The organism is Neptuniibacter caesariensis (assembly GCF_000153345.1).
Classification (GTDB): domain Bacteria; phylum Pseudomonadota; class Gammaproteobacteria; order Pseudomonadales; family Balneatricaceae; genus Neptuniibacter; species Neptuniibacter caesariensis.
In genome coordinates, this window is record NZ_CH724127.1 from 568,912 (window position 1) to 587,484 (window position 18,573).

Annotated in this window: 20 protein-coding genes; 9 read left to right on the forward strand and 11 right to left on the reverse strand. The window is 47.3% G+C overall.

Annotated features, from left to right (window positions below):
* Positions 1-12: 12 nt before the first annotated feature.
* Both MED92_RS16415 and MED92_RS16420 read right to left on the reverse strand, forming a co-directional pair.
* Complete coding sequence (locus MED92_RS16415) at positions 13-1,059, reverse strand: AraC family transcriptional regulator (RefSeq protein WP_007022705.1); 1,047 nt, start codon at positions 1,057-1,059, stop codon at positions 13-15.
* A 49-nt stretch (positions 1,060-1,108) separates the two neighbouring features.
* Positions 1,109-1,345 (reverse strand): hypothetical protein, encoded by a 237-nt coding sequence (locus tag MED92_RS16420; protein WP_007022706.1) that lies wholly within the window; start codon positions 1,343-1,345, stop codon positions 1,109-1,111.
* Between the two features lie 119 nt (positions 1,346-1,464).
* Here MED92_RS16420 and MED92_RS16425 point away from each other — a divergent pair, with 119 nt between their 5' ends.
* Positions 1,465-1,830, forward strand: a complete 366-nt coding sequence (locus MED92_RS16425) for a VOC family protein (RefSeq protein ID WP_007022707.1) — start codon at positions 1,465-1,467, stop codon at positions 1,828-1,830.
* 1 nt (position 1,831) lies between these two features.
* Here MED92_RS16425 and MED92_RS16430 read toward each other — a convergent pair whose 3' ends face one another.
* Entirely contained in the window at positions 1,832-2,899 is a 1,068-nt protein-coding gene (locus tag MED92_RS16430) for a nucleoid-associated protein (protein WP_007022708.1), read from the reverse strand.
* Positions 2,900-3,004: 105 nt separating this feature from the next.
* On the opposite strand from MED92_RS16430, the gene MED92_RS16435 reads away from it, so the two are divergent.
* Positions 3,005-3,541, forward strand: coding sequence for a YaeQ family protein (locus MED92_RS16435; protein ID WP_040663399.1), 537 nt, complete (start codon positions 3,005-3,007; stop codon positions 3,539-3,541).
* On the opposite strand, the gene arfB is transcribed toward MED92_RS16435, so the two are convergent.
* From arfB to MED92_RS16450, 3 genes are all read right to left on the reverse strand, one after another.
* Entirely contained in the window at positions 3,531-3,944 is a 414-nt protein-coding gene (arfB, locus tag MED92_RS16440) for an alternative ribosome rescue aminoacyl-tRNA hydrolase ArfB (protein ID WP_007022710.1), read from the reverse strand. The two genes, MED92_RS16435 and arfB, sit on opposite strands and share 11 nt — an antisense overlap.
* Before the next feature lie 380 nt (positions 3,945-4,324).
* The gene (locus tag MED92_RS16445) at positions 4,325-4,543 is read right to left on the reverse strand and encodes a PA3496 family putative envelope integrity protein (RefSeq protein WP_007022712.1); all 219 of its coding nucleotides are present in this window, start codon (positions 4,541-4,543) and stop codon (positions 4,325-4,327) included.
* 231 nt (positions 4,544-4,774) lie between these two features.
* Positions 4,775-5,356, reverse strand: coding sequence for a HupE/UreJ family protein (locus tag MED92_RS16450; protein WP_007022714.1), 582 nt, complete (start codon positions 5,354-5,356; stop codon positions 4,775-4,777).
* Between the two features lie 405 nt (positions 5,357-5,761).
* On the opposite strand from MED92_RS16450, the gene MED92_RS16455 reads away from it, so the two are divergent.
* Positions 5,762-8,506, forward strand: a complete 2,745-nt coding sequence (locus MED92_RS16455) for a bifunctional acetate--CoA ligase family protein/GNAT family N-acetyltransferase (protein ID WP_007022715.1) — start codon at positions 5,762-5,764, stop codon at positions 8,504-8,506.
* A 38-nt stretch (positions 8,507-8,544) separates the two neighbouring features.
* On the opposite strand, the gene MED92_RS16460 is transcribed toward MED92_RS16455, so the two are convergent.
* From MED92_RS16460 to MED92_RS16470, 3 genes are all read right to left on the reverse strand, one after another.
* The gene (locus MED92_RS16460; RefSeq protein WP_040663165.1) at positions 8,545-8,949 is read right to left on the reverse strand and encodes a hypothetical protein; all 405 of its coding nucleotides are present in this window, start codon (positions 8,947-8,949) and stop codon (positions 8,545-8,547) included.
* Positions 8,950-9,092: 143 nt separating this feature from the next.
* On the reverse strand, positions 9,093-10,940 hold the full coding sequence (locus MED92_RS16465; RefSeq protein ID WP_007022717.1) for a methyl-accepting chemotaxis protein: 1,848 nt from the start codon (positions 10,938-10,940) through the stop codon (positions 9,093-9,095).
* Between the two features lie 178 nt (positions 10,941-11,118).
* Positions 11,119-11,403, reverse strand: coding sequence for an ArsR/SmtB family transcription factor (locus MED92_RS16470; RefSeq protein ID WP_040663402.1), 285 nt, complete (start codon positions 11,401-11,403; stop codon positions 11,119-11,121).
* Between the two features lie 337 nt (positions 11,404-11,740).
* On the opposite strand from MED92_RS16470, the gene MED92_RS16475 reads away from it, so the two are divergent.
* The 6 genes from MED92_RS16475 to MED92_RS16500 all read left to right on the forward strand — a co-directional run bounded on the left by MED92_RS16475 (position 11,741) and on the right by MED92_RS16500 (position 17,809).
* Positions 11,741-14,329: an efflux RND transporter permease subunit gene (locus MED92_RS16475; protein ID WP_007022719.1), complete on the forward strand. Its 2,589-nt coding sequence runs from the start codon at positions 11,741-11,743 to the stop codon at positions 14,327-14,329.
* Complete coding sequence (locus MED92_RS16480; protein WP_007022720.1) at positions 14,322-15,125, forward strand: outer membrane lipoprotein-sorting protein; 804 nt, start codon at positions 14,322-14,324, stop codon at positions 15,123-15,125. Before MED92_RS16475 ends, MED92_RS16480 begins: the two co-directional genes overlap by 8 nt.
* A 6-nt stretch (positions 15,126-15,131) precedes the next feature.
* The gene (locus MED92_RS16485) at positions 15,132-16,433 is read left to right on the forward strand and encodes a DUF1302 family protein (RefSeq protein WP_007022721.1); all 1,302 of its coding nucleotides are present in this window, start codon (positions 15,132-15,134) and stop codon (positions 16,431-16,433) included.
* A 153-nt stretch (positions 16,434-16,586) separates the two neighbouring features.
* Positions 16,587-16,934, forward strand: a complete 348-nt coding sequence (locus MED92_RS16490; RefSeq protein ID WP_007022722.1) for a hypothetical protein — start codon at positions 16,587-16,589, stop codon at positions 16,932-16,934.
* Positions 16,935-16,992: 58 nt separating this feature from the next.
* Positions 16,993-17,316: a hypothetical protein gene (locus MED92_RS16495; protein WP_007022723.1), complete on the forward strand. Its 324-nt coding sequence runs from the start codon at positions 16,993-16,995 to the stop codon at positions 17,314-17,316.
* A 76-nt stretch (positions 17,317-17,392) separates the two neighbouring features.
* Positions 17,393-17,809, forward strand: coding sequence for an NUDIX hydrolase (locus MED92_RS16500; protein ID WP_238321534.1), 417 nt, complete (start codon positions 17,393-17,395; stop codon positions 17,807-17,809).
* Here the strand turns inward: MED92_RS16500 and MED92_RS16505 are convergent.
* Both MED92_RS16505 and MED92_RS16510 read right to left on the reverse strand, forming a co-directional pair.
* The gene (locus tag MED92_RS16505) at positions 17,780-18,226 is read right to left on the reverse strand and encodes a DUF2214 family protein (RefSeq protein WP_007022725.1); all 447 of its coding nucleotides are present in this window, start codon (positions 18,224-18,226) and stop codon (positions 17,780-17,782) included. The two genes, MED92_RS16500 and MED92_RS16505, sit on opposite strands and share 30 nt — an antisense overlap.
* Positions 18,227-18,337: 111 nt before the next feature.
* Positions 18,338-18,568 (reverse strand): hypothetical protein, encoded by a 231-nt coding sequence (locus tag MED92_RS16510; protein WP_007022726.1) that lies wholly within the window; start codon positions 18,566-18,568, stop codon positions 18,338-18,340.
* Between the last annotated feature and the right edge of the window lie 5 nt (positions 18,569-18,573).

The window sequence follows — 18,573 nt, forward strand, 5'->3', positions numbered from 1 at the left end:
ATTTAAAGCAAGTTACTCTGAGGTGCGTCGCCGGTATGCAGTGGGTGTTTCACCGGTCCAGCGTTTGAAGGCCCTATTGAAGTGGGCAGGGTCTGAAAACCCAAGCGAATAGGCTATTTGGGTAAAAGGCTGTCTGGAATGCTGCAGATATTGTCGGGCCAGTTCTTCACGAATATTATCGCGGAGCTCCTGTAGCGTCGTTCCCTGTTGGCTGAGTTTGTATTGCAGGGTTCTCGGAGGAATCGATAGCGCCTGAGAGACGCCGTCCATTGTAGTGATACCTAGTGGCATTAATTCGATCAAGCAACTACGAACCTGACCACAGATATCGTTTAACTGCATTTTGTGTAGATAGGCTTCGACCAATTTATCGTTCTGCTCGGCCAGAGAAGTATTCCCCGTTGGCAGTGTTTCATGCAAGGTCGTTCTATCAAAAACAAGTTGATTGCGTTGTGCAGAGAATTCAACAGGACAGTTAAAAAAATCATCCCAACATGTGGGATTATCGGGTCGAGCGCGGGTTAAGGTCGCTTTTATCGGCGCAAAGCTCGGGGCGGACATGTCTCTAAACATCTTGACCACAGCGCCAAGGAAGTAGTCTACACCCTCAGCGGCAACCAGATCTTTGCCTTCGGATTGTTTTACGTCCATGGAAAAGTGCAGCAACCCTTGTTCAGAATCAAGATGCAGATGGCAGCCATCGTTAAGTAAAACTTCAAATCTGACCATACGTTTCAGAGCCTCGCTGAGACTATTGCTTGCCCATAATGAGAAACCCAAAGCGTGGAAAGTGGTAGGGCAGACGAAACGAGCTACCTGTAGGCCTATATCTTCCTGTTTAGTTTCTGCCAGGGCTAATTGCCATAAACGACGAGTGTGGTCAGCATTAAATCGGGCTTCGCAGTTGAACCTTTCTTCAAGATCGACCCCTGCCTCATGAAGCAGGGCGTCCCCATCACAGCCAATTGCATCCAGTGCTCTGCCTACAGCAACAGACCAGCCACCGATGACGGTAGAGGTCAGGGTCATATGTTCAGCACTGTTATGGGGTTTGCTCATAGTTAATATATTAACTTGCGACTGTGCTGATCTCCAGTTAGACCTTAAATTAAGCATCCTGTAGAAGCGTTATAAATGACGACGGATCCTGCTCCAGATTACTAAATTCGCTAATCCGATGTCGCCTATTAGGGTTAAGATCTTTAACCGTCGCTTTGACCAGATGGCCACGTTGTAAGAGTTGCTGAACCTGATAGCCCTGTTCGGCAAATAGTTTCTTTATCGCGTGATTAATAGTTAAGCGGTTTTGCTCGGTTAATCCAAACAGAAAGCCTGTAATTTGCATAATTTACCTCCCCAAAGATCCATGAACATTTTCTTAGGAAAGAGCGAAGACGTCTGTACTGGATTGTGCATACAGAGGTGGCCAACTAGACTGGTTTGGGTCGATTTAAGGAGGATAAAATGGATTTTGAATTCTATGCACAGCGTGTGTTTGTGACTGGTTTTACTGAGGCCGTAGAGTTTTACAGCAAAGTTTTTTCTCGGGAGCCTGAATTTTCTGATCAGTCCTTAGGTTGGGCTGAATTTAATTTAGGTGGGGCGAAGCTGGCGCTGGAAAGGCTGGATGCTGATTCGGATGAAGTTAAAGAACTGGTTGGACGTTTCGTCGGGATTAGCCTGCAAGTTGAGGACGTAAGCCAGTCGTATCGTGAGCTTGTAGAGCAGGGTGTTAAGTTTACCGGGGAGCCAGAGAAACAGGTATGGGGTGGAACCCTGGCCCATTTCTCTGATCCTGAGGGTAATGTGATCTCACTGTTCAGTATGTGAATCAGTCTTCCTGTTCGAGGGCTTCGCGGATCTGATTGATCACTTTGCTCGGTAACTTATTGATAATAATTCGACCGTTATCTTCGTCAAACTCAATATCCTTGCCGGTATTGATATCGCCGAGGTTACGTTTAGTGAAGTCCAGACACCAGTTGTCGGCTTTTACCTTTAACTTAGCAAAGCGATTGATCGTACTGGTATGCGGCTGGAACTCTTGGCTCACATTGTAGGGCCCTTTATTGGCAAATGTACCAAAGGTGCCGGCAATGGTTTCAGCCTGCTCAGGTGGGATATAGGCATCAAACAGATTCTGCACTTCATTCAGGTTAGCGGATTCTTTATCCGAACGTTGTCGCTCCAGATAGCTGACAACATCCTCAACCACTTCCTCTTTACGGTCGCTCATATTGTTCTGGTTACAGAAATCACGCGCCGCGCGAATCAGTTCGCCAGTAGACTGACGGGATGGAGTCACATCTGTACATCCGAATGCAGTTGAGAAGTAATGAGTAATCTCGCCTTTCTCCTTACTACCAATAAAGCTTAGGTAGCTGTCCTGCTTTTTCTTAAAGGTACTGATGTTGATTCGGGCACCCTGGTGCAGCTGATCAAGATTGACCTCCATAATTTCAGTCGGATGAAGGTCATTATCAAACCCGATGCCGGCCTTATCTCTGACCAATGCAATGAGCAGGTATTCATAACGGTCACTGGCATAAAGGGCAAACAGCACGTAACCACCATGGGCAGTGTGCGCAGATGGGTTGTTAATTGCGACAGCCAGTTGAGCCATGCTTTTATCGGTCAGGGCAGTGAAATCAGTCTCACTGGCTTCTGAGCCTACGAAAGTTTCAAAAGCTGAAATGAATGGGTAGCCTTCCTCGTTATCATGATTGAAAGAACCGTGGGTCAGGCTCGAACGGCGACTGAAGGCAGCATTGAGCGTTTCAAATAGCTGGTTTGCAATTGGCTCTGATGTAGGAATGATTCCGCCACGCTCAGTAATGCGCGCAGGAGCATCTTCAGACTCTTTCACCAGTTCTCTTATTGCCAGATGTTTCAGTTGCATATTGACCCTCTTTAGCAAACCACTTCATTACAGGTGATGAATTGTATTTAAAACTGTGGGGCGATGCAGTATAAAGATGCGCAGATATCAGATCGGAACGAAATAATGGCACTTAAACCTACTATCTACAAAGCAAACCTGAACCTGGTGGATATGAATCAGGATCTCTATTGCAGTGAGAAACTGACGATAGCACTGCACCCATCAGAAACGGAAACGCGGATGATGGTGCGCATTGTCGCATTTGCACTTAACTATGATACCGATCTGAGTTTCACCAAGGGGCTGTCTACTGCGGATGAACCTGATTTATGGGTCGTTCGTCCCGATGGTTCTATCCCTTGCTGGATAGAGGTAGGGCAGGCTTCCGCTGACCGTTTACGTAAAGGGGTAAGCCGAGCGGATAAGGTGAAACTCTACGCATACGGTAGTGAGGTCGATGTTTGGTGGCCGAAACATGCATCCGATCTGAATGCATTACCAAAAACCGAAATTTTTGCTTTTGATGCTAATGAGGCAGAGCAACTTCCGCAATTATGCGAACGAAATATGGAGCTTACTGTGACGATAAGCGAAGACCATATTTTTGTGACTTCAGATAAAGGCCAGGTAGAACTGAAACTGACAACGCTTAGTAGTTAACTTTGCCGCGGTTCTTTTTAACCTGACCTCGTTGGGTCTTCTTATCCATACGTTTACGCTGCGAGCTGCGGGTAGGCTTGGTTGCTCGGCGTTGCTTCTCTACCTTGGTTGCTTCTTGAATTAACAAGCATAATCGCTGCATCGCATCTTCTTTATTGCGCTCCTGATCACGATGGTTTTGTGCTTTGATGACGATGATGCCATCAGAGGAGATGCGTTGATCACTATAAGCCAATAGCCGTTCTTTATAGAAATCAGGCAAAGAGGAGCGCTGGATATCAAAGCGCAGATGGATTGCACTGGATACCTTATTGACGTTTTGCCCACCACTACCTTGTGCACGGATTGCATTGAACTCAAGCTCGTGGGGGTAGATAAATACTCGATTACTTATTTTCAGCATAACGCTATTTTAACAAGCCACGTCACAAAAAATCTGTAGAAAGTTTGAATTACCTTAGGTTGTGAACCATTCTTGATATATTGCTCAAGATAGGGAGCTTGCTATGGATAAGTGCTGTAGCCACTGCGCTGAGTTGATAAGGTCGTCTTTCAGTGTTGAACCGCATCATTATTTGAATATTGTCAGACACTCACCAGGTTCAAGTATTTACCGATGTAAGGTGTGCGATACCATGTTTGAGTTTACTGAACATGATATTTTTCTGTTGGATGTCACTGTAGAGAAGAAGCAAGAAGGCCATTCAAATCATTCTGCCTGCGCTTAGTTTTGGCAGGCAGGATCGGTGGGTATAATCTGGTTATAAGTCTGATTCCTGATCTTTAATCTTCGAAATCATAATCATCGAAAACATCTCTGATATCGTTTAGAAGTTCTCGTTCCTCGCGCATCGCTTCGAGACGACGCCTTTTCGCCGGATTGATACTTTCCTTGGGATATATGGTTGCATCAGAAGCGTCTTCAAATTCGTCCTCTGGCAACCAGTCTTCATTTTCGACAGTCACATCTGACTCATTACTAACGGGGCGTTGTTGGCTCATAGCAATGCCTCACTGATTGAGTAAACAAACATACCTATAGCCTGATTATGGTACAGATTTTTGATTTGGAAAGTTTGTTGAAAGGCTTTTTTGAAAGTGAAAAAAAGTCGGGTAGAAACTACCCGACGAAACCACTTTTGGGTGATGGTACGAACGAAAAAGAAGCTGGCTGCTAAGCAGCCAGAAAAAGGGTTCAAATCAGATAGAGCGGAAGAGATGAACCCGGCGAAGTTAAGCGATTAAAAATGAAAAGCCAGCCAAAGCAATAATGGAACCCACGACACGATGTAGCTGCGGCATCAACTGGTTGGTGAGCTTAGTAAAGCTAACACCAGCAAAATTAAGCAGGGCTGAAGATGTGATGAATCCCACAGCGAAGTAGGTTGCATTTGCGATGCCTATCTCAAATCCATGTGCCATGCCGTGATAAAGCGCAAACAGGCTAATCAGAGGAAGAGAGGCTGCATTAGGTAGTTTTGTTGCAAATACAATCGCAAGACCCATGATGAGTACAGAGGAGGCAATACCTGCTTCTACAAATGGGATTGCCAAGCCGTTCATGCCCAGTAAGAAACCGGCCACCAACATGATGAGAAATACACCAGGCACTTTGAAATGATCGGTCCTATGTTGCATAGCGGCCCAGATCCCGATCGCAAACATCGCAAGCAGATGATCGATACCCGTTAACGGATGGGTCAGGCCTGCGATTAAGCTTGCTTCTGTTGTCCCGCCAGTATGGGCCAGCGCAGGTGTCGCGATAAACAAGCTACCCAGAGAGATGAAGCTTTTTTGGAATAGTGTCTTGGACATAAGGAGATCTCCGATTAGTTATTATTGGTTGTATCCCTTTGCCTGTACCAGGTATGAGTCAAAGACTGATACTGCTAGACACCAGGGTTATTCGATTTTTAATAGTGATAGCAAGCAGGATGCCAAAAAAACGCAACAAGGCTCTGCTACGCTTAATGACTGGTATTTCTGATGATCGCGGGGTGTTTAGTTAAGAGGAGGCGCTGCGGATCCTTTGAAATACTGATAAGTAGCTAACCAGTATCTGGATGATTAGTTGCCATTTGCTTGAGTGAGCAGAATATTGATCCTCCTCAAAAGGTAGTAAAGCAGGTTGCTCTTATAATACCTTTGTCTAGTGTTTTTGTTTTGCTGCGCTGCAAAAAAATGTAAAATGCGGGTATCTGAGAATGAGGAAAATGCCGCGTGTCTACTAAGTATCTGAAACGCTTTTTCAAACCTTCCTGCATCGCTGTATTCGGCGCTTCTGAAAAGGAAAACAGCATGGGGGGCGTTGTAATACAAAACCTCCAGGAGAGTGGGTTTAAAGGCTCTCTATATGCCGTTAACTCTCAGGGCTATGAACAGGTACATGGGGTTTCGTGTTTCAAAAGATTAAGTGACCTTCCTGAAATGCCTGACCTGGCCATTATATGCTCCCCTCCCGAATCGGTTGCGGACATTATCCGTGGTTTGGGTGCAAGTATGGTTAAGGCGGCGATGATACTCACTGGCGGCCTCTCGATTGCCGATGGTGATAGTAGTCAGACACTGCGTGATGAAGTGAAAGAAGCGGCTAAACCTTACGGTATTCGGATACTAGGCCCTGATTGTATGGGCTTGTTGGTGCCCGGTCACAACATGAATGCCAGCTATTCTCATGTGAACATTCTTAAGGGCAAGGTTGCTTATGTGGGTCAGTCGGGCATTTTAGGCACGGCAATGATCGATTGGGCGACCGGGCAGGAGATCGGATTCTCGCATTTCCTGACCTTGGGTGATGGTGCTGATGTTGATATGCCATCTGTGATCGACTATCTGGCACAGGACCCTTATACCCACGCAATATTGTTGCAGCTTAACCGTGTTGATGGTTCGGCGCGCGATTTTCTTTCAGCTGTTCGTTCTGCCTCGCGTAACAAGCTGGTACTGGTATTAAAAAATGACACCTTTGTCGGTGAAAAGTCCGGTACTGAGCTGGCACCGGGTATCCATGATGACGACCAGGTTTATGATGCGGCACTGCGCCGTGCCGGCGTTGTGCGTGTTGAAACCTCGGATGAGTTGTTTAATGCGCTGGAAACCCTGACACGTATGAAGCCAATGCGTGGTGAGCGATTGGCTATTCTGTCTAATGGCACAGGCCCCAATGCGCTGGCGACTGAAAAACTCCTTGAGCAGGGCGGCCAGTTAGCGAAGCTGACTGAAGATTCAATAGCCCAGTTATCTGAAATACTGCCATCGCACTGGAACCGTTCAAACCCTGTCGATCTGAATGCTGATGCAGATCCAGCCCGCTTTGCCGAAGCGGTTAGAATTCTGACCAAAGATAAAAACGTAGATGCAGTACTGATGTTACATGCACCCACCCGGCTAGCGCCTTCGGTAGAGACCGCTGACCAGGTGATTCAGATTGCCCGTAAAACGCCGCGTAATGTGCTGACCTGCTTTATGGGACGCGCAACAGCGATTGAGGCACGTAATCACTGTAACTCAGCAGGTATCTCGACCTTCCTGACCCCTGAAGAGTCTGTCGACGCGTTTATGCATATGGTGGATTTTCACCGTAATCAGGATGTGATGCGCCAGACACCACCTCCGTACATTGAGCAAAATACGCCAAACCATGTTAAAGCAAGAGAGCTGATTCAGACTGCTTTAAGCGAGAAACGGGACTACCTTAGCCATGCTGAGGCTTGTTCGTTACTGGATCTGTACGATATTCCGGTCAGTAATACTTATTACAGCCATAGTATCGACGAAATTGTTCAGCACTCGGCAACCATCGATAGCTCTGTGCGGATAAAAGCGTTGCATAAGCAAAATGTCTATCCGTTCAGTTATGATCATCAGGGTAGTCAGCGCTGGCGAGATATTGCCTACGACCTTTACTCTGCAACAGAAGTTGAACATGCAACAACCCAGCTTTCATACCGACTGGCCGAAAGCCATAGTGCGGAAGAGCAGATGGGCTTCTGTATTCAGCAGATGAAACGTGGTTTCCAATCACTACAAATCAACGTCGGTATTACGCGTGATCCGACATTTGGCCCGGTGATTGTTTTCGGCGCCGGTGGGCATACGGTGGATGTATTAGCCGATCGGCATGTCATGCTGCCACCTTTAAATATGGCGCTGGCGAAGGAGTTAATCCGTCAATCCCGAATCTGCCAGATTATTCAGGAGAACAGCTATCGCCCTGAGCAGGATATCGAACATATCTGCCAGTTGTTGTTGAACCTGTCTGAGATGATTGTCGATCTACCGCACCTGAAATGCCTTGAGATCAATCCTTTGTTGGTCAATAAGGCTGGCCTGTTAGCAACCGATGTGGCGGTATCCCTCTCCGATGAAGAGGGTAGCTTGTCGATCTCTCCATATCCTGAACATCTCACCGAAGAGGTGACCTTGAAACGCTCTGGACGTAAGGCGATCATGCGCGCGATTCGGGGTGAGGATGAACCGAATCACCTTGAGTTCTATAACAAGCTTAGCCCGCAGTCGATTCGCCTGAGATACTTCTATAGCCGCGGTGTCCCCACGCACCAGGAATTAGCTAACTGGACGCAGATCGACTACGACCGTGAGATGGCTTTCATTATCTCTGTTCCTCGCGAAGAGGATCATGGCATGGAAACATTAGGTGTCGTACGCGCAGTCACCGATGCTGATAATGTCCGTTCTGAATTTAGTGTAGTTATCCGCGATGATCTTCAGGGTGAGGGGCTGGGTGTAGCGCTAATGAGCAAGATCATCGAGTACTGTAAAGGTCGGGGTACCTTGCAGATTATTGGTTCAACACTGCCCAGCAATAAAGGCATGCAAAACCTGGCTAAGAAGCTCGGTTTTGAGAACAGCTTTAATGTTGAAGAAGATGTTGTGGATATGAAGATGATGTTGAATTCACCTACCGAAGACTGGCAGAAAATCCGCCTTAACTTGCCGCACTAATCGATGATTCCCGCGACATAGGCTCTATGTGGCGGGAATTAGTGTTGATTCAACTCGGTTAGCAATGAACGGGCTGTTCGTTCCATTTTATCTAAGCTGACATTCGCTTTACTCAGAAAATCTTTACTGTAGTGCTCTGGGTCAGCCCAGTGTTTGCCACTAATCTGACAGCGCTTCGCCAGCTTATGTAACCCTAAATCCTCCAAAGCAAACCCCAGTTCTGTCCAGAGCAGGGTGAGATGGCGCTCGGTCTTGTGCTCGCGTTTACCTTCATCGTTAAGCTGTCTGATATAAACGGAAGTTTCCCTGGAGGCGGAAATGACTTTTCGCAGGGCGGATATGGAATCCTGTTTCCGCATTGCCTTCGCTCTTTGTAGATTTGAGAGCCAACGAACGGCGTGAGTTAGCAGTTCGGAAAAGCTTGTACCTGGAATGGGGGCCATCGGTTCCTGATATCCTTTTTCAAGAAGAGCGATCAATAAGGTTGGTCCCCACATAATCGCGAGGCAGGACATAACTATAAATGAGTTTCAGAGATGAAAAAAGCCGGCACGGGGCCGGCAGAAAGTTACTTGCTGGCAACGAATCAAACAATGAATTTAGAGACATCCTCACGCATTTGATGGGCATTTGATTCAAGGCTTTCACAGTTACGGCAGCTTTCGTTGGAATCAGCCAATAGCTGTTCTGCCGCCGCAGTAATACTATGGGTGGCATCTTCAACGCCCTTTACGGTATACATCTGTTCTTCAGTCGCGCCTGCGATCTGAATCACCATCCCACGTATCTCATCCATCGCTTGTTTATTATCCTGGAGGGTATTGCTGGCCGTATTTATTGAGTCATTCATGCTGGTGGTAAGTTTAAGGTTACTTTGCATGGCGCGTTCAGATTCGCCGACATTTGCTTGCAGCGTTTCAACCATGCGCTCAATCTCAACTGTGCTGTTCTGGGTACGTTGGGCAAGGGTTCGCACCTCATCGGCGACAACGGCAAAACCTCTGCCGGTTTCACCCGCACGTGCAGCTTCAATGGCTGCATTTAAAGCCAGTAAGTTGGTTTGCTCTGTGATATCACGGATGACACCGACAACATTGCTGATGGTTGTGCTGGACTGGCTTAGCGAATTCATCAACTGGTTACCACGGACGATGTTGTCAGAAAGCGTATTCATCTGTCGGCGTGTGTTATCCATAATTTCCGCACTTTCTGCCATTTTCTGGTCTGCATCAGATACGCTGCTTTGCACATTGGCACTACTTTGAGCAATGAGCTCTACCGCCGTCACTAGTTCCTGAACGGCCTGATTAACCGCCATCGTGTTGTTGCGCTGCTCTTCAATTGCAGATTGGGAGCGTTTACTGAGTTCAACTGAGTGATGGGCGCCTGTTTCGACGGTTTCGCCTTTCTCTTTGATCTCGCGAACTAAACCTGCAGTGGTATCGATAAAATCATTCACTGAGTGGGCCAATTCGGCTACTTCGTCGTCACCGTTCAATTCTAAATGTTGAGTGAGATCACCGCCGCCGTGGCTGATATCTGACATACGGGTATTTGCCGTTCCCAGGCGGGTAATAACTCGGTAGGTCTGCCATAACAGGAGTGCTGCTATAAGTGCTGTGAGCATGGCCGCGGTGATGACACCTTGCAGGCGAGAGGACCTGAGCGCGCCTGAAATAGTTGTTTCCAGATCACCATATAAGCCACCAAACAGGCTTTCGACCTGATGGATACTGGAGCGTAACTCACCCCGTAAGCCAGAATTCTGGTCAAGCCCCCTTTGTTGCAACGCTTCAGCTAGCGCTTGTGCGGTTTTTTCAAAGGTCTTCACGCTGTCTGCCGCGGGCATGTTGACCTGCTGAATATAGTTATGGGTGCTGGCCAGGTTTTTTTCGAGAAGGGATTTAATACTCAGGTCATGGCTGTTCTGAAAGTCATTTTCCAGCAGAACCAGATGCATGATCTGCGATACTGCCCGGCTATCTCCTGTATCCGCCACAACCTTATGAAGTTGGCTTTCAGCCTGGTTAAATTCACCGCGTAAGCCCAGATGGTTTTCCAGCCCGATCGTTTTATCTAAGGCGACAAGGGCATTGAGTTTATTCTGATACTGGTCCAAAAGAGCTAATGCTTCATTCAGGTCGGTTTGTAATGCGGGCGCATAGTCTAGCTCCTGGTGAAGAGAGTTAATATTCTCGCGCATAAGCGTGATGCGCTTATCAAACTTATCGATATATTTAAGTTGCTTACGCAGAAGAAAGTCTTTCTCATGCCGACGAAGCATCAGCATGTCATTGGTCAGTTCTTGTGCGGTTGAATATTGTTGGCCTAGCCCTGCGATGTTGCCGCTGGTATGCCAGAGCATCCAGGTCATCACTGACATCGCAACAATAATCAGAAGTGATACAAATAGAAATGCACGACGGATAGTCATAACTACCTCCCTGTGTTGGGTTTACATCCGTGTAATCAAATTGTCATGAAAACAAATATAGACAGAGAAATAGTAGCTTGCCAAAAAATTATTCAGGCGCTTGCCTGGCAGGCATTAGGGCAGGGGAAATGAAAAAGGCCGCAAAGCGGCCTTTTAGTGTTGTTGATTACTAGGTTACTTACATGCTCGGGCAGAACATCTCATGTAGGGTATGGATAATCCGCTTAGCGGTATCGCCCTCAAGAGAGTAGAAAATTGTCTGTGATTCCCGGCGCGTTTTAACCAGTCCGTCCTTTCTTAATACAGCTAAGTGCTGTGATAAAGCGGACTGACTCAGATCCAGGCAATTGTTTAGCTCAGTCACTGAAAGCTCTTTGCCATCAAGATAACAAAGAATCAGAAGACGGCTTTCATTGCCTAGGGCCTTCATTAATTTTGCTGCCTGACCCGCATTAGTTCGCATCATTTCTAGGGTTTCGGCATCTAATGGTGCTGCTGTATCGTTCAACCTTTCACTCCGAAGCGCTGTGTAATTATTGTAGGGATCCTCATAGGCTGATTCCCAATGAAACAGCTTTGAACTGATCCCGCTGCCCTCTCATCAGCGTTAAACATGTCGAAACTCAGATCAAGTTTTGATCGACTTATAGTTATTAATAATCATTTTTTTATAACGTATTCAATAATAACTCAGATCGGTCCTGGTTCGCAATTTTCTAATATAGAATCATTGAAATATTAGTATATTCTAATATAATGGCAAGTCATTACTTTAATAAGGTCAGAACCGGGGTTGAAACATGGGGTTTAAAGCGTGGCTGGTTGAGCTATCAATGCAAAAACCAAAGCAGGTCTTTATAGGCATTCTATTGCTGGTTGTACTAGCGGCAATCCAGATCCCGAGTATTAAAGTAGATACCGACCCTGAGAATATGTTGCCCCATGATCAGGCAGATCGTGTCTTCCATGATGAGATGAAAAAGCAGTTTTCTCTCTATGACATGATCGTGATTGGTGTCGTGAATACAGAGCACCCGGAAGGGGTGTATAACCCGAAAACGCTGGCTGATCTGCATCAGCTATCCGAAGCGATTCAGGTAATGGACGGGGTGATTCGTCAGGATCTGATGGCTCTTAATACTGTCGATAATATCTCTCAATCCACGGAACAGCCCGGTACGATCCGTTTTGAATGGATGATGAAATCTGCGCCAGAAACTCAGGTTCAGGCTGCGCAGATTAAAGCGGCAGTTGAGCGTTTACCACTACTGCATAACACGCTGGTATCAGGCGATGGTCAGGCTGCAGGTATCTATGTCCCTATTGTTGCCAAAGCTGAAAGCTACCGGTTATCTAATGAGATACAGCAGGTAATTGATCAATTAAAGCAGAACTCTCCTGATTCCGGAAATGAGTTTTATATGGCCGGTCTGCCAGTTGCCGAGGACACATTTGGTGTCGAGATGTTTATCCAGATGGCGATCTCAGCACCCTTGGCGGGTTTGATGATCTTCGTACTGATGTGGGTATTCTTCCGCTCGATGTTGCTGATAACTGCACCTATGTTGGTCGCGATGGGAGCGGTGATAATTACAATGGGGCTGCTGATAGGTCAGGGTTACACCGTGCATATTATGAGCTCGATGATTCCGATCTTCCTGATGCCTATTGCTGTTGTGGATTCAGTGCATATTCTGTCGGAGTTTTCAGATCGGTATAAGCCAGGTGAAGATCCAAAACAGGCACTGAAAGAGGTGGTCGGTCATCTGTTTACTCCGATGCTATACACCTCAATAACCTCAGCTGTTGGCTTCGCCTCTCTGGCGTTTACCCCGATACCGCCCGTACAGATTTTTGGCTTACATGTCGCCTTTGGTATTTTGCTAGCCTTCGCCCTGACGATCGTCTTGGTGCCGGCTTACATCGTGAGCTTGTCTGAAAAGCGCCTGAGTGCTTTAAAAGATCATTCTCTTGAAACTAATGATGATGGAAAGTTAGGCCGACTGCTTGCGGGAATAGGTCGCTTCTCTGTGGCGAAGTCTAAGGGACTCGTCGTGTTGTTTATCGTGGTGAGCGCGATCTCTGTATATGGCGTGACAACTATTCAGATCAACGATAACCCGGTTCGCTGGTTTAAAGAGGACCATCGCCTGAGAGTGGCTGATAAGGTGATGAACACCCACTTCTCGGGTACCTATGATGCCTTTCTGGTGTTAGAACAGACCCAGCAGGAGGCGCTTAAGTCTGATCTGAAATTAACCCTGGAAAAACTGGCGCCGGGTAATCAGCAGCTCGTTGAACTGTGGACTACCCACCAAGATCTGCCTCTGAACGAGATGCTGCAGAAACTGGCTTTTGCTCTTGATGATCTGGCTTACGATGATGCTGATCAGGAACAGTTGTGGCTGGGTATGCTGGATGAAGTGGAGCGAGCTCAGAGTGACAGCAAGTACTTTTTGTCACCTGAAGGGTTAAGCTACCTGAATGGGTTAGAGCAATACCTTAATGGTTCTGACTTGGTGGGTAAGAGTAACTCCTTAGTGACGCTGCTTAAGACTGTATACAGAGAGTTACAGGGTGGTGATGCTGCGCAATACCGTTTGCCGGTAACCTCTGATGCAGCTGCCCAGACTATCCTTAGCTTCCAATCATCTCATCGCCCTGATGATCTTTGGCATATGGTGACACCCGATTATCGTTCTACCGCACTTTGGTTGCAGCTGAAGAGTGGTGATAACCAGGATATGAGCAGAGTGATTGCGCTGGTGGATCAGTATGTTCAGGACAACCCGCTACCTGAGGGTGTAGAGCTTAATTGGGCAGGCCTTACCTATATCAATGTGGTTTGGCAGGAGCAGATGGTCAGTGGCATGTTGAACAGCTTAATCAGTGCGTTTTTCATGGTGTTACTGATGATGCTGATTTTGTTCCGCTCGATCAAAATCGGCTTGCTGGCAATGTTGCCTCTGTCGGTAACCATCCTGTTCATTTATGGCCTGATAGGGTTCGTCGGTAAAGATTATGACATGCCTATCGCGGTTCTATCCGCCTTAACGCTTGGCCTTTCCGTAGATTTTGCGATTCATTTTCTGGAACGCTGCCGAGCGATCTATCGCAAAACAGGAAGTTGGCCTGCAACCGTGGAAGAGGTCTACCAAGGGCCTGCGAGAGCGATCAGCCGCAATGCTGTTGTTGTGGCAGTCGGTTTTACCCCTTTACTGTTTGCGCCTCTGGTTCCCTATATCACGGTGGGTTTCTTCCTGGCCATGATTATGGCGGTATCGGCGGTTGTCACAGTGGTGCTATTGCCTGCAGTCATCAATGGAATCTCTAATAAGCAGGCACTGTTTTCAGTTAACAACGATCAAAAGGAGAAAGAGAATGCGTAAATTTAACCTGATCAAGGCGCTGCTGGCTGTAGTTTCTCTTTCTACTGCAGGGACTCTGCAAGCGGCGGATCTGCAAGATGCGGATGCGATTGTCGAACGTGCCAATTTAGTCTCTTACTACGCAGGTGATGACGGACGTTCAGAAGCCAGAATGCTGATTAAAGATGCCCAGGGCAGGGAGCAGAAACGTCAGTTTACTATTCTGCGACGAGATCGTAGCGAAGGCGGCGAGCAGGATTTTCTTGTGGTGTTTAGCCGTCCAGCCGATGTACGCAACACGGTATTTCTTGTCTCGAAGAAGCCAGGTAATGACGATGATCGCTGGCTATATCTTCCCGGACTGGATCTGGTGAAGCGTATCTCCGCAGGGGATAAACGGACCAGCTTTGTAGGCTCTCACTACTTCTATGAAGATGTATCGGGTCGTGGAACCGAGGAAGACAGCCATGTGTTGCTGGAAACCAATGCCACACACTATGTGATTGAAAACACGCCTGTCGATGCCAGTAGTGTGGAGTTTAGTAAGTACATTGCCTGGATCAATAAAGACACATTTTTGCCTGAAAAGATCGAGTACCAGGATGACAACGGAGCACTCTATCGCCGCGTAGAAGTGTTAGCGAGTGCTGATGTTCAGGGCCATATTACCGTGACTAAATCACGCGTGTCTGATCTGCGTAGTGGTGGTCAAACAACTCTGGAATTTCGCTTCCAGAAATATGACCTGGGTATGGAGCAAGCGGTGTTTAGCGAACGTTCTTTGCGCAAACCTCCACGTGAATGGTTGAAGAGATAACTGCCCATGAGTTTGTTTACACGTACGCTACCTTGGTTTCTGATTGCACTGGCATTACCTTCCTACGCTTCGGATGACTGGGGAGACGATGCCTGGGGGGATGAAGATGAACAGGAGATCCAGCTTCATGGCTTTGTGGAACTAGGAGCCGGGTGGCGTACGAGCGATGATAGGGTACTCGCAGATGATGATATGACACTGGGAGAGCTGCGAGGGCGGATTGAGTCTGAAACCTATCTGGGGGATACCCGCTATAGCGGCAAGTTTGACCTTTATGCCGACGGTGTTGATGGCGGGTTACAGATGAACTTGCGTGAAGCACTAGCGGATTTTAGCTTAACCGATAACCTCGATCTGCGCTTAGGGCATCAGGTTCTTACCTGGGGAACGGGAGATCTGGTCTTCCTTAATGATCTGTTTGCTAAAGACTGGCAGTCGTTTTTTTCCGGTCGGGATGATGAGTACCTTAAGGCGCCTTCAACCAGTCTGAAACTGGCCTGGTATGGCGAGCAAGCTAATCTGGATCTGGTCTGGACACCTGTATTTGCTAATGACAGTTATATCGAAGGGGAACGCTTCTCTTATTTTTCACCTATGTCAGGCAGCCAGGTTGCAGCACCCGCGGGTAAAGTCACCCCGGATCATCCAGATGAGACATTCGAAAATGGTGAGTTTGCCTTGCGTCTGCACGGTACTGCGCAACTGTTTGGCCAGAGCAGTACTGAGTGGGCCGTCTATGGCTATAGGGGATTCTGGAAACAACCTAATGCTGTATCTGTGCAGGGGCGAGCTTATTTCTCTCGCCTGAATAGTCTGGGCGCTAGTCTAAGAACTAATATAGCCAGTGGTATAGGGCACAGTGAAATTGCCTGGTATAACGGCGCAGATGATGCTGGCAGTGATCCCTTACTGCCTAATAATCAGCTAAGGTTTCTGTTGGGTTATGAACAGGAGTTGTTACCTAAACTGACCATGGGCTTGCAGTACTATTCTGAACGTACGCTGGATTATCAGGCGCTCGCAGCCAATGATGGAAACTCTCTCTATCGCCCGGATGAAAATCGCGAGTTGTGGACTATGCGCCTGACCTACAGCGCGATGCAGGATAATCTGATTCTGAGCTGGTTCAGCTTCTACTCTCCCACTGACCAGGACTATTATCACCGCCCATCAGCTAAATATCGTTTTAACGATGAGCTGAGTTTAACGGTGGGTGGCAATATTTTCGGTGGCGAGCAGGCGCATACCTTTTTTGGCCAGTTTGAGGATGCATCAAACCTTTATGCACGTTTGCGCTGGAGTTATTGATAAGCGGGTCAATGGCGGATGAATTCTGAGAAGAGCGGATAAAGGCGGATGATTGCAAATAAGGGCATGTGAGGGCAATCGTTTGCTTCAGATCTGCTTGACAGAAGCGGTTAATCATAGAGAATCTCGCCTAATCTCTCGGCAGAACTCTTTATGAACAAATCTGATAAAAAGCTCGAAAAAGCGCTTCGGGAATCCCTCACCGAAGTGTGCGATATCGCTCTGGAATCTGTTGCTGGATTCCAGTGGATTACCCATCGAGTCGACTTCAAACGTTTTCCCGATTCACTACGTATCGTCGCTGTATTCGCAACAGACGATGATATCTCCCATGCTAAATCCCACAGAGAAGATCTGTATTTGCAGAGCCTGATCACTGATAAACTGACCAGCGCAGGCATAAAACTTAAGAAACCCGAGAAACAGATTTTTCTCGATTCGGAACAGGCCTGCGATCTGCAATGTGAAGGTGACTGGAACAGGAAATTGCTCCGTTACTGATAGATCAATCCAGTAATCCACTTTTGACCTTAGGTTCAGAAGTGACTCGGGATCTACTATGGCGACTTCAAAACTTCCCAAAGAGTATGCTCAGGTAGCTGCGGTTGCCGAGCAGATGCTCTCCGGACAGATCCACTACCTGGACGGTGCGCTTCAGCTTTCCCGTTTACGGCATGCTGTGGGTGCCTACGAAAATGATCCGGACTTTTTCCCGTTTATTGGGATCAATCATGAGATAGATAACCTGCCAATCCCCGGTGGCTTTGAGTATGCGGATCAGACCCTGCGCAACCAGTATGAATCCGAGATCAATGCATCGGTTGAATGGGCAAAAGCGCATTCGCTTCACCAGTGTCAGGCTCTGGCAGAACGCTTTGGCTAGTTAAGCCTTACTGACTGATCTACCTAACTGTTTAGTGCGTAGTTAATAGCCTCAATTAAGGAGAGATGATTTGCCAGTGCATGAGTGTGTTTGTTTTGTGCTTTTTTCCGATAACCAGGTGTTATTGGAAAGAAGAGAGATTACCGACCGCTTTGGCGACGTAGCGCTAAACATTCCCGGCGGGCATATGGAGGCGGGGGAAAAGCAGCGGGATACCTTATTGCGCGAGGTTGAGGAGGAGCTTGGGGTTATACCCATATCTTATGATTTCTTATGCGATCAGCCTTTTGTTGCTCAGGAAGCCCAGTTGCTTCACTACTATGCAGTGACAGAGTGGGCCGGAGAGGTGTTGGCCCAAGAGACCGCTCAAGTCGAATGGCATTCTATAGAATCGCAGTTAGCGCTATCCGCCGCTGATCGGGCAGCTCTCCACGCCATGCGCAAGGGATTAAATAACCGATCCTTAGCTAAAGCCGATACCCTGAGCCATTAATACCGCCAGCAGAGGCAGTACGAGCAATCCGGCGATTTCCGCTCTAATCGTCATAACCACCCCTTTAGGGATCTTGATTAGTTCTGCAGAATCCCTATCTGTATTTCTACGTGTTTTGATAAAGAACAGCGTTGGGTAGATTGAGATCAGCCCAATCAAAACAAAAAGGGTCAGCTTTATATGGAAGATCGGATTGCTAGTATAAAACTCAGCCGCTTTACCCACCCAAAGCCACAATGCCAGTCCGGCAAGCAGGGTAACCACTGCTGACAGACCGTAGATCGAATCGATCGAGGCCAGCTTTCTTAACGTTTTTACAGAGATCTCGGGTTTGATCAAAAGGTGCTGGGCTATCAACGTTGAACTCAGCGCGAAAATTCCCAGAAAGTGAAGATACTTAACCACGACATAATCCATATTCGCGTCCTGTTTTTTTATAGCACTGCGTTAAAAGTGATTGGTGTGAGTTCTAAAGGTACTAGCTAAATTTTATGTCAGTTTCGGAGATATTCATGCCTGATCAAATGATTAATCACATCCGCCGTCTCCACCAAAGCCTCCATCTCCCCCGTGAAAACCAGAACCGCCGTCCGTTCGGCCGCCAAAACCAGCTTTAGCAACCAACCAAAATCCTAAGGAAATAAGAAAAACGAAGACGCCTAAGGGCGCTAATACACTATTAACTGAGCTTTCAGAAGATAAGTCAGTGTAATGCCAAGAGGCATATAAGCCGAGTAGAATTATGAAAAGTGACTTCATCTCAT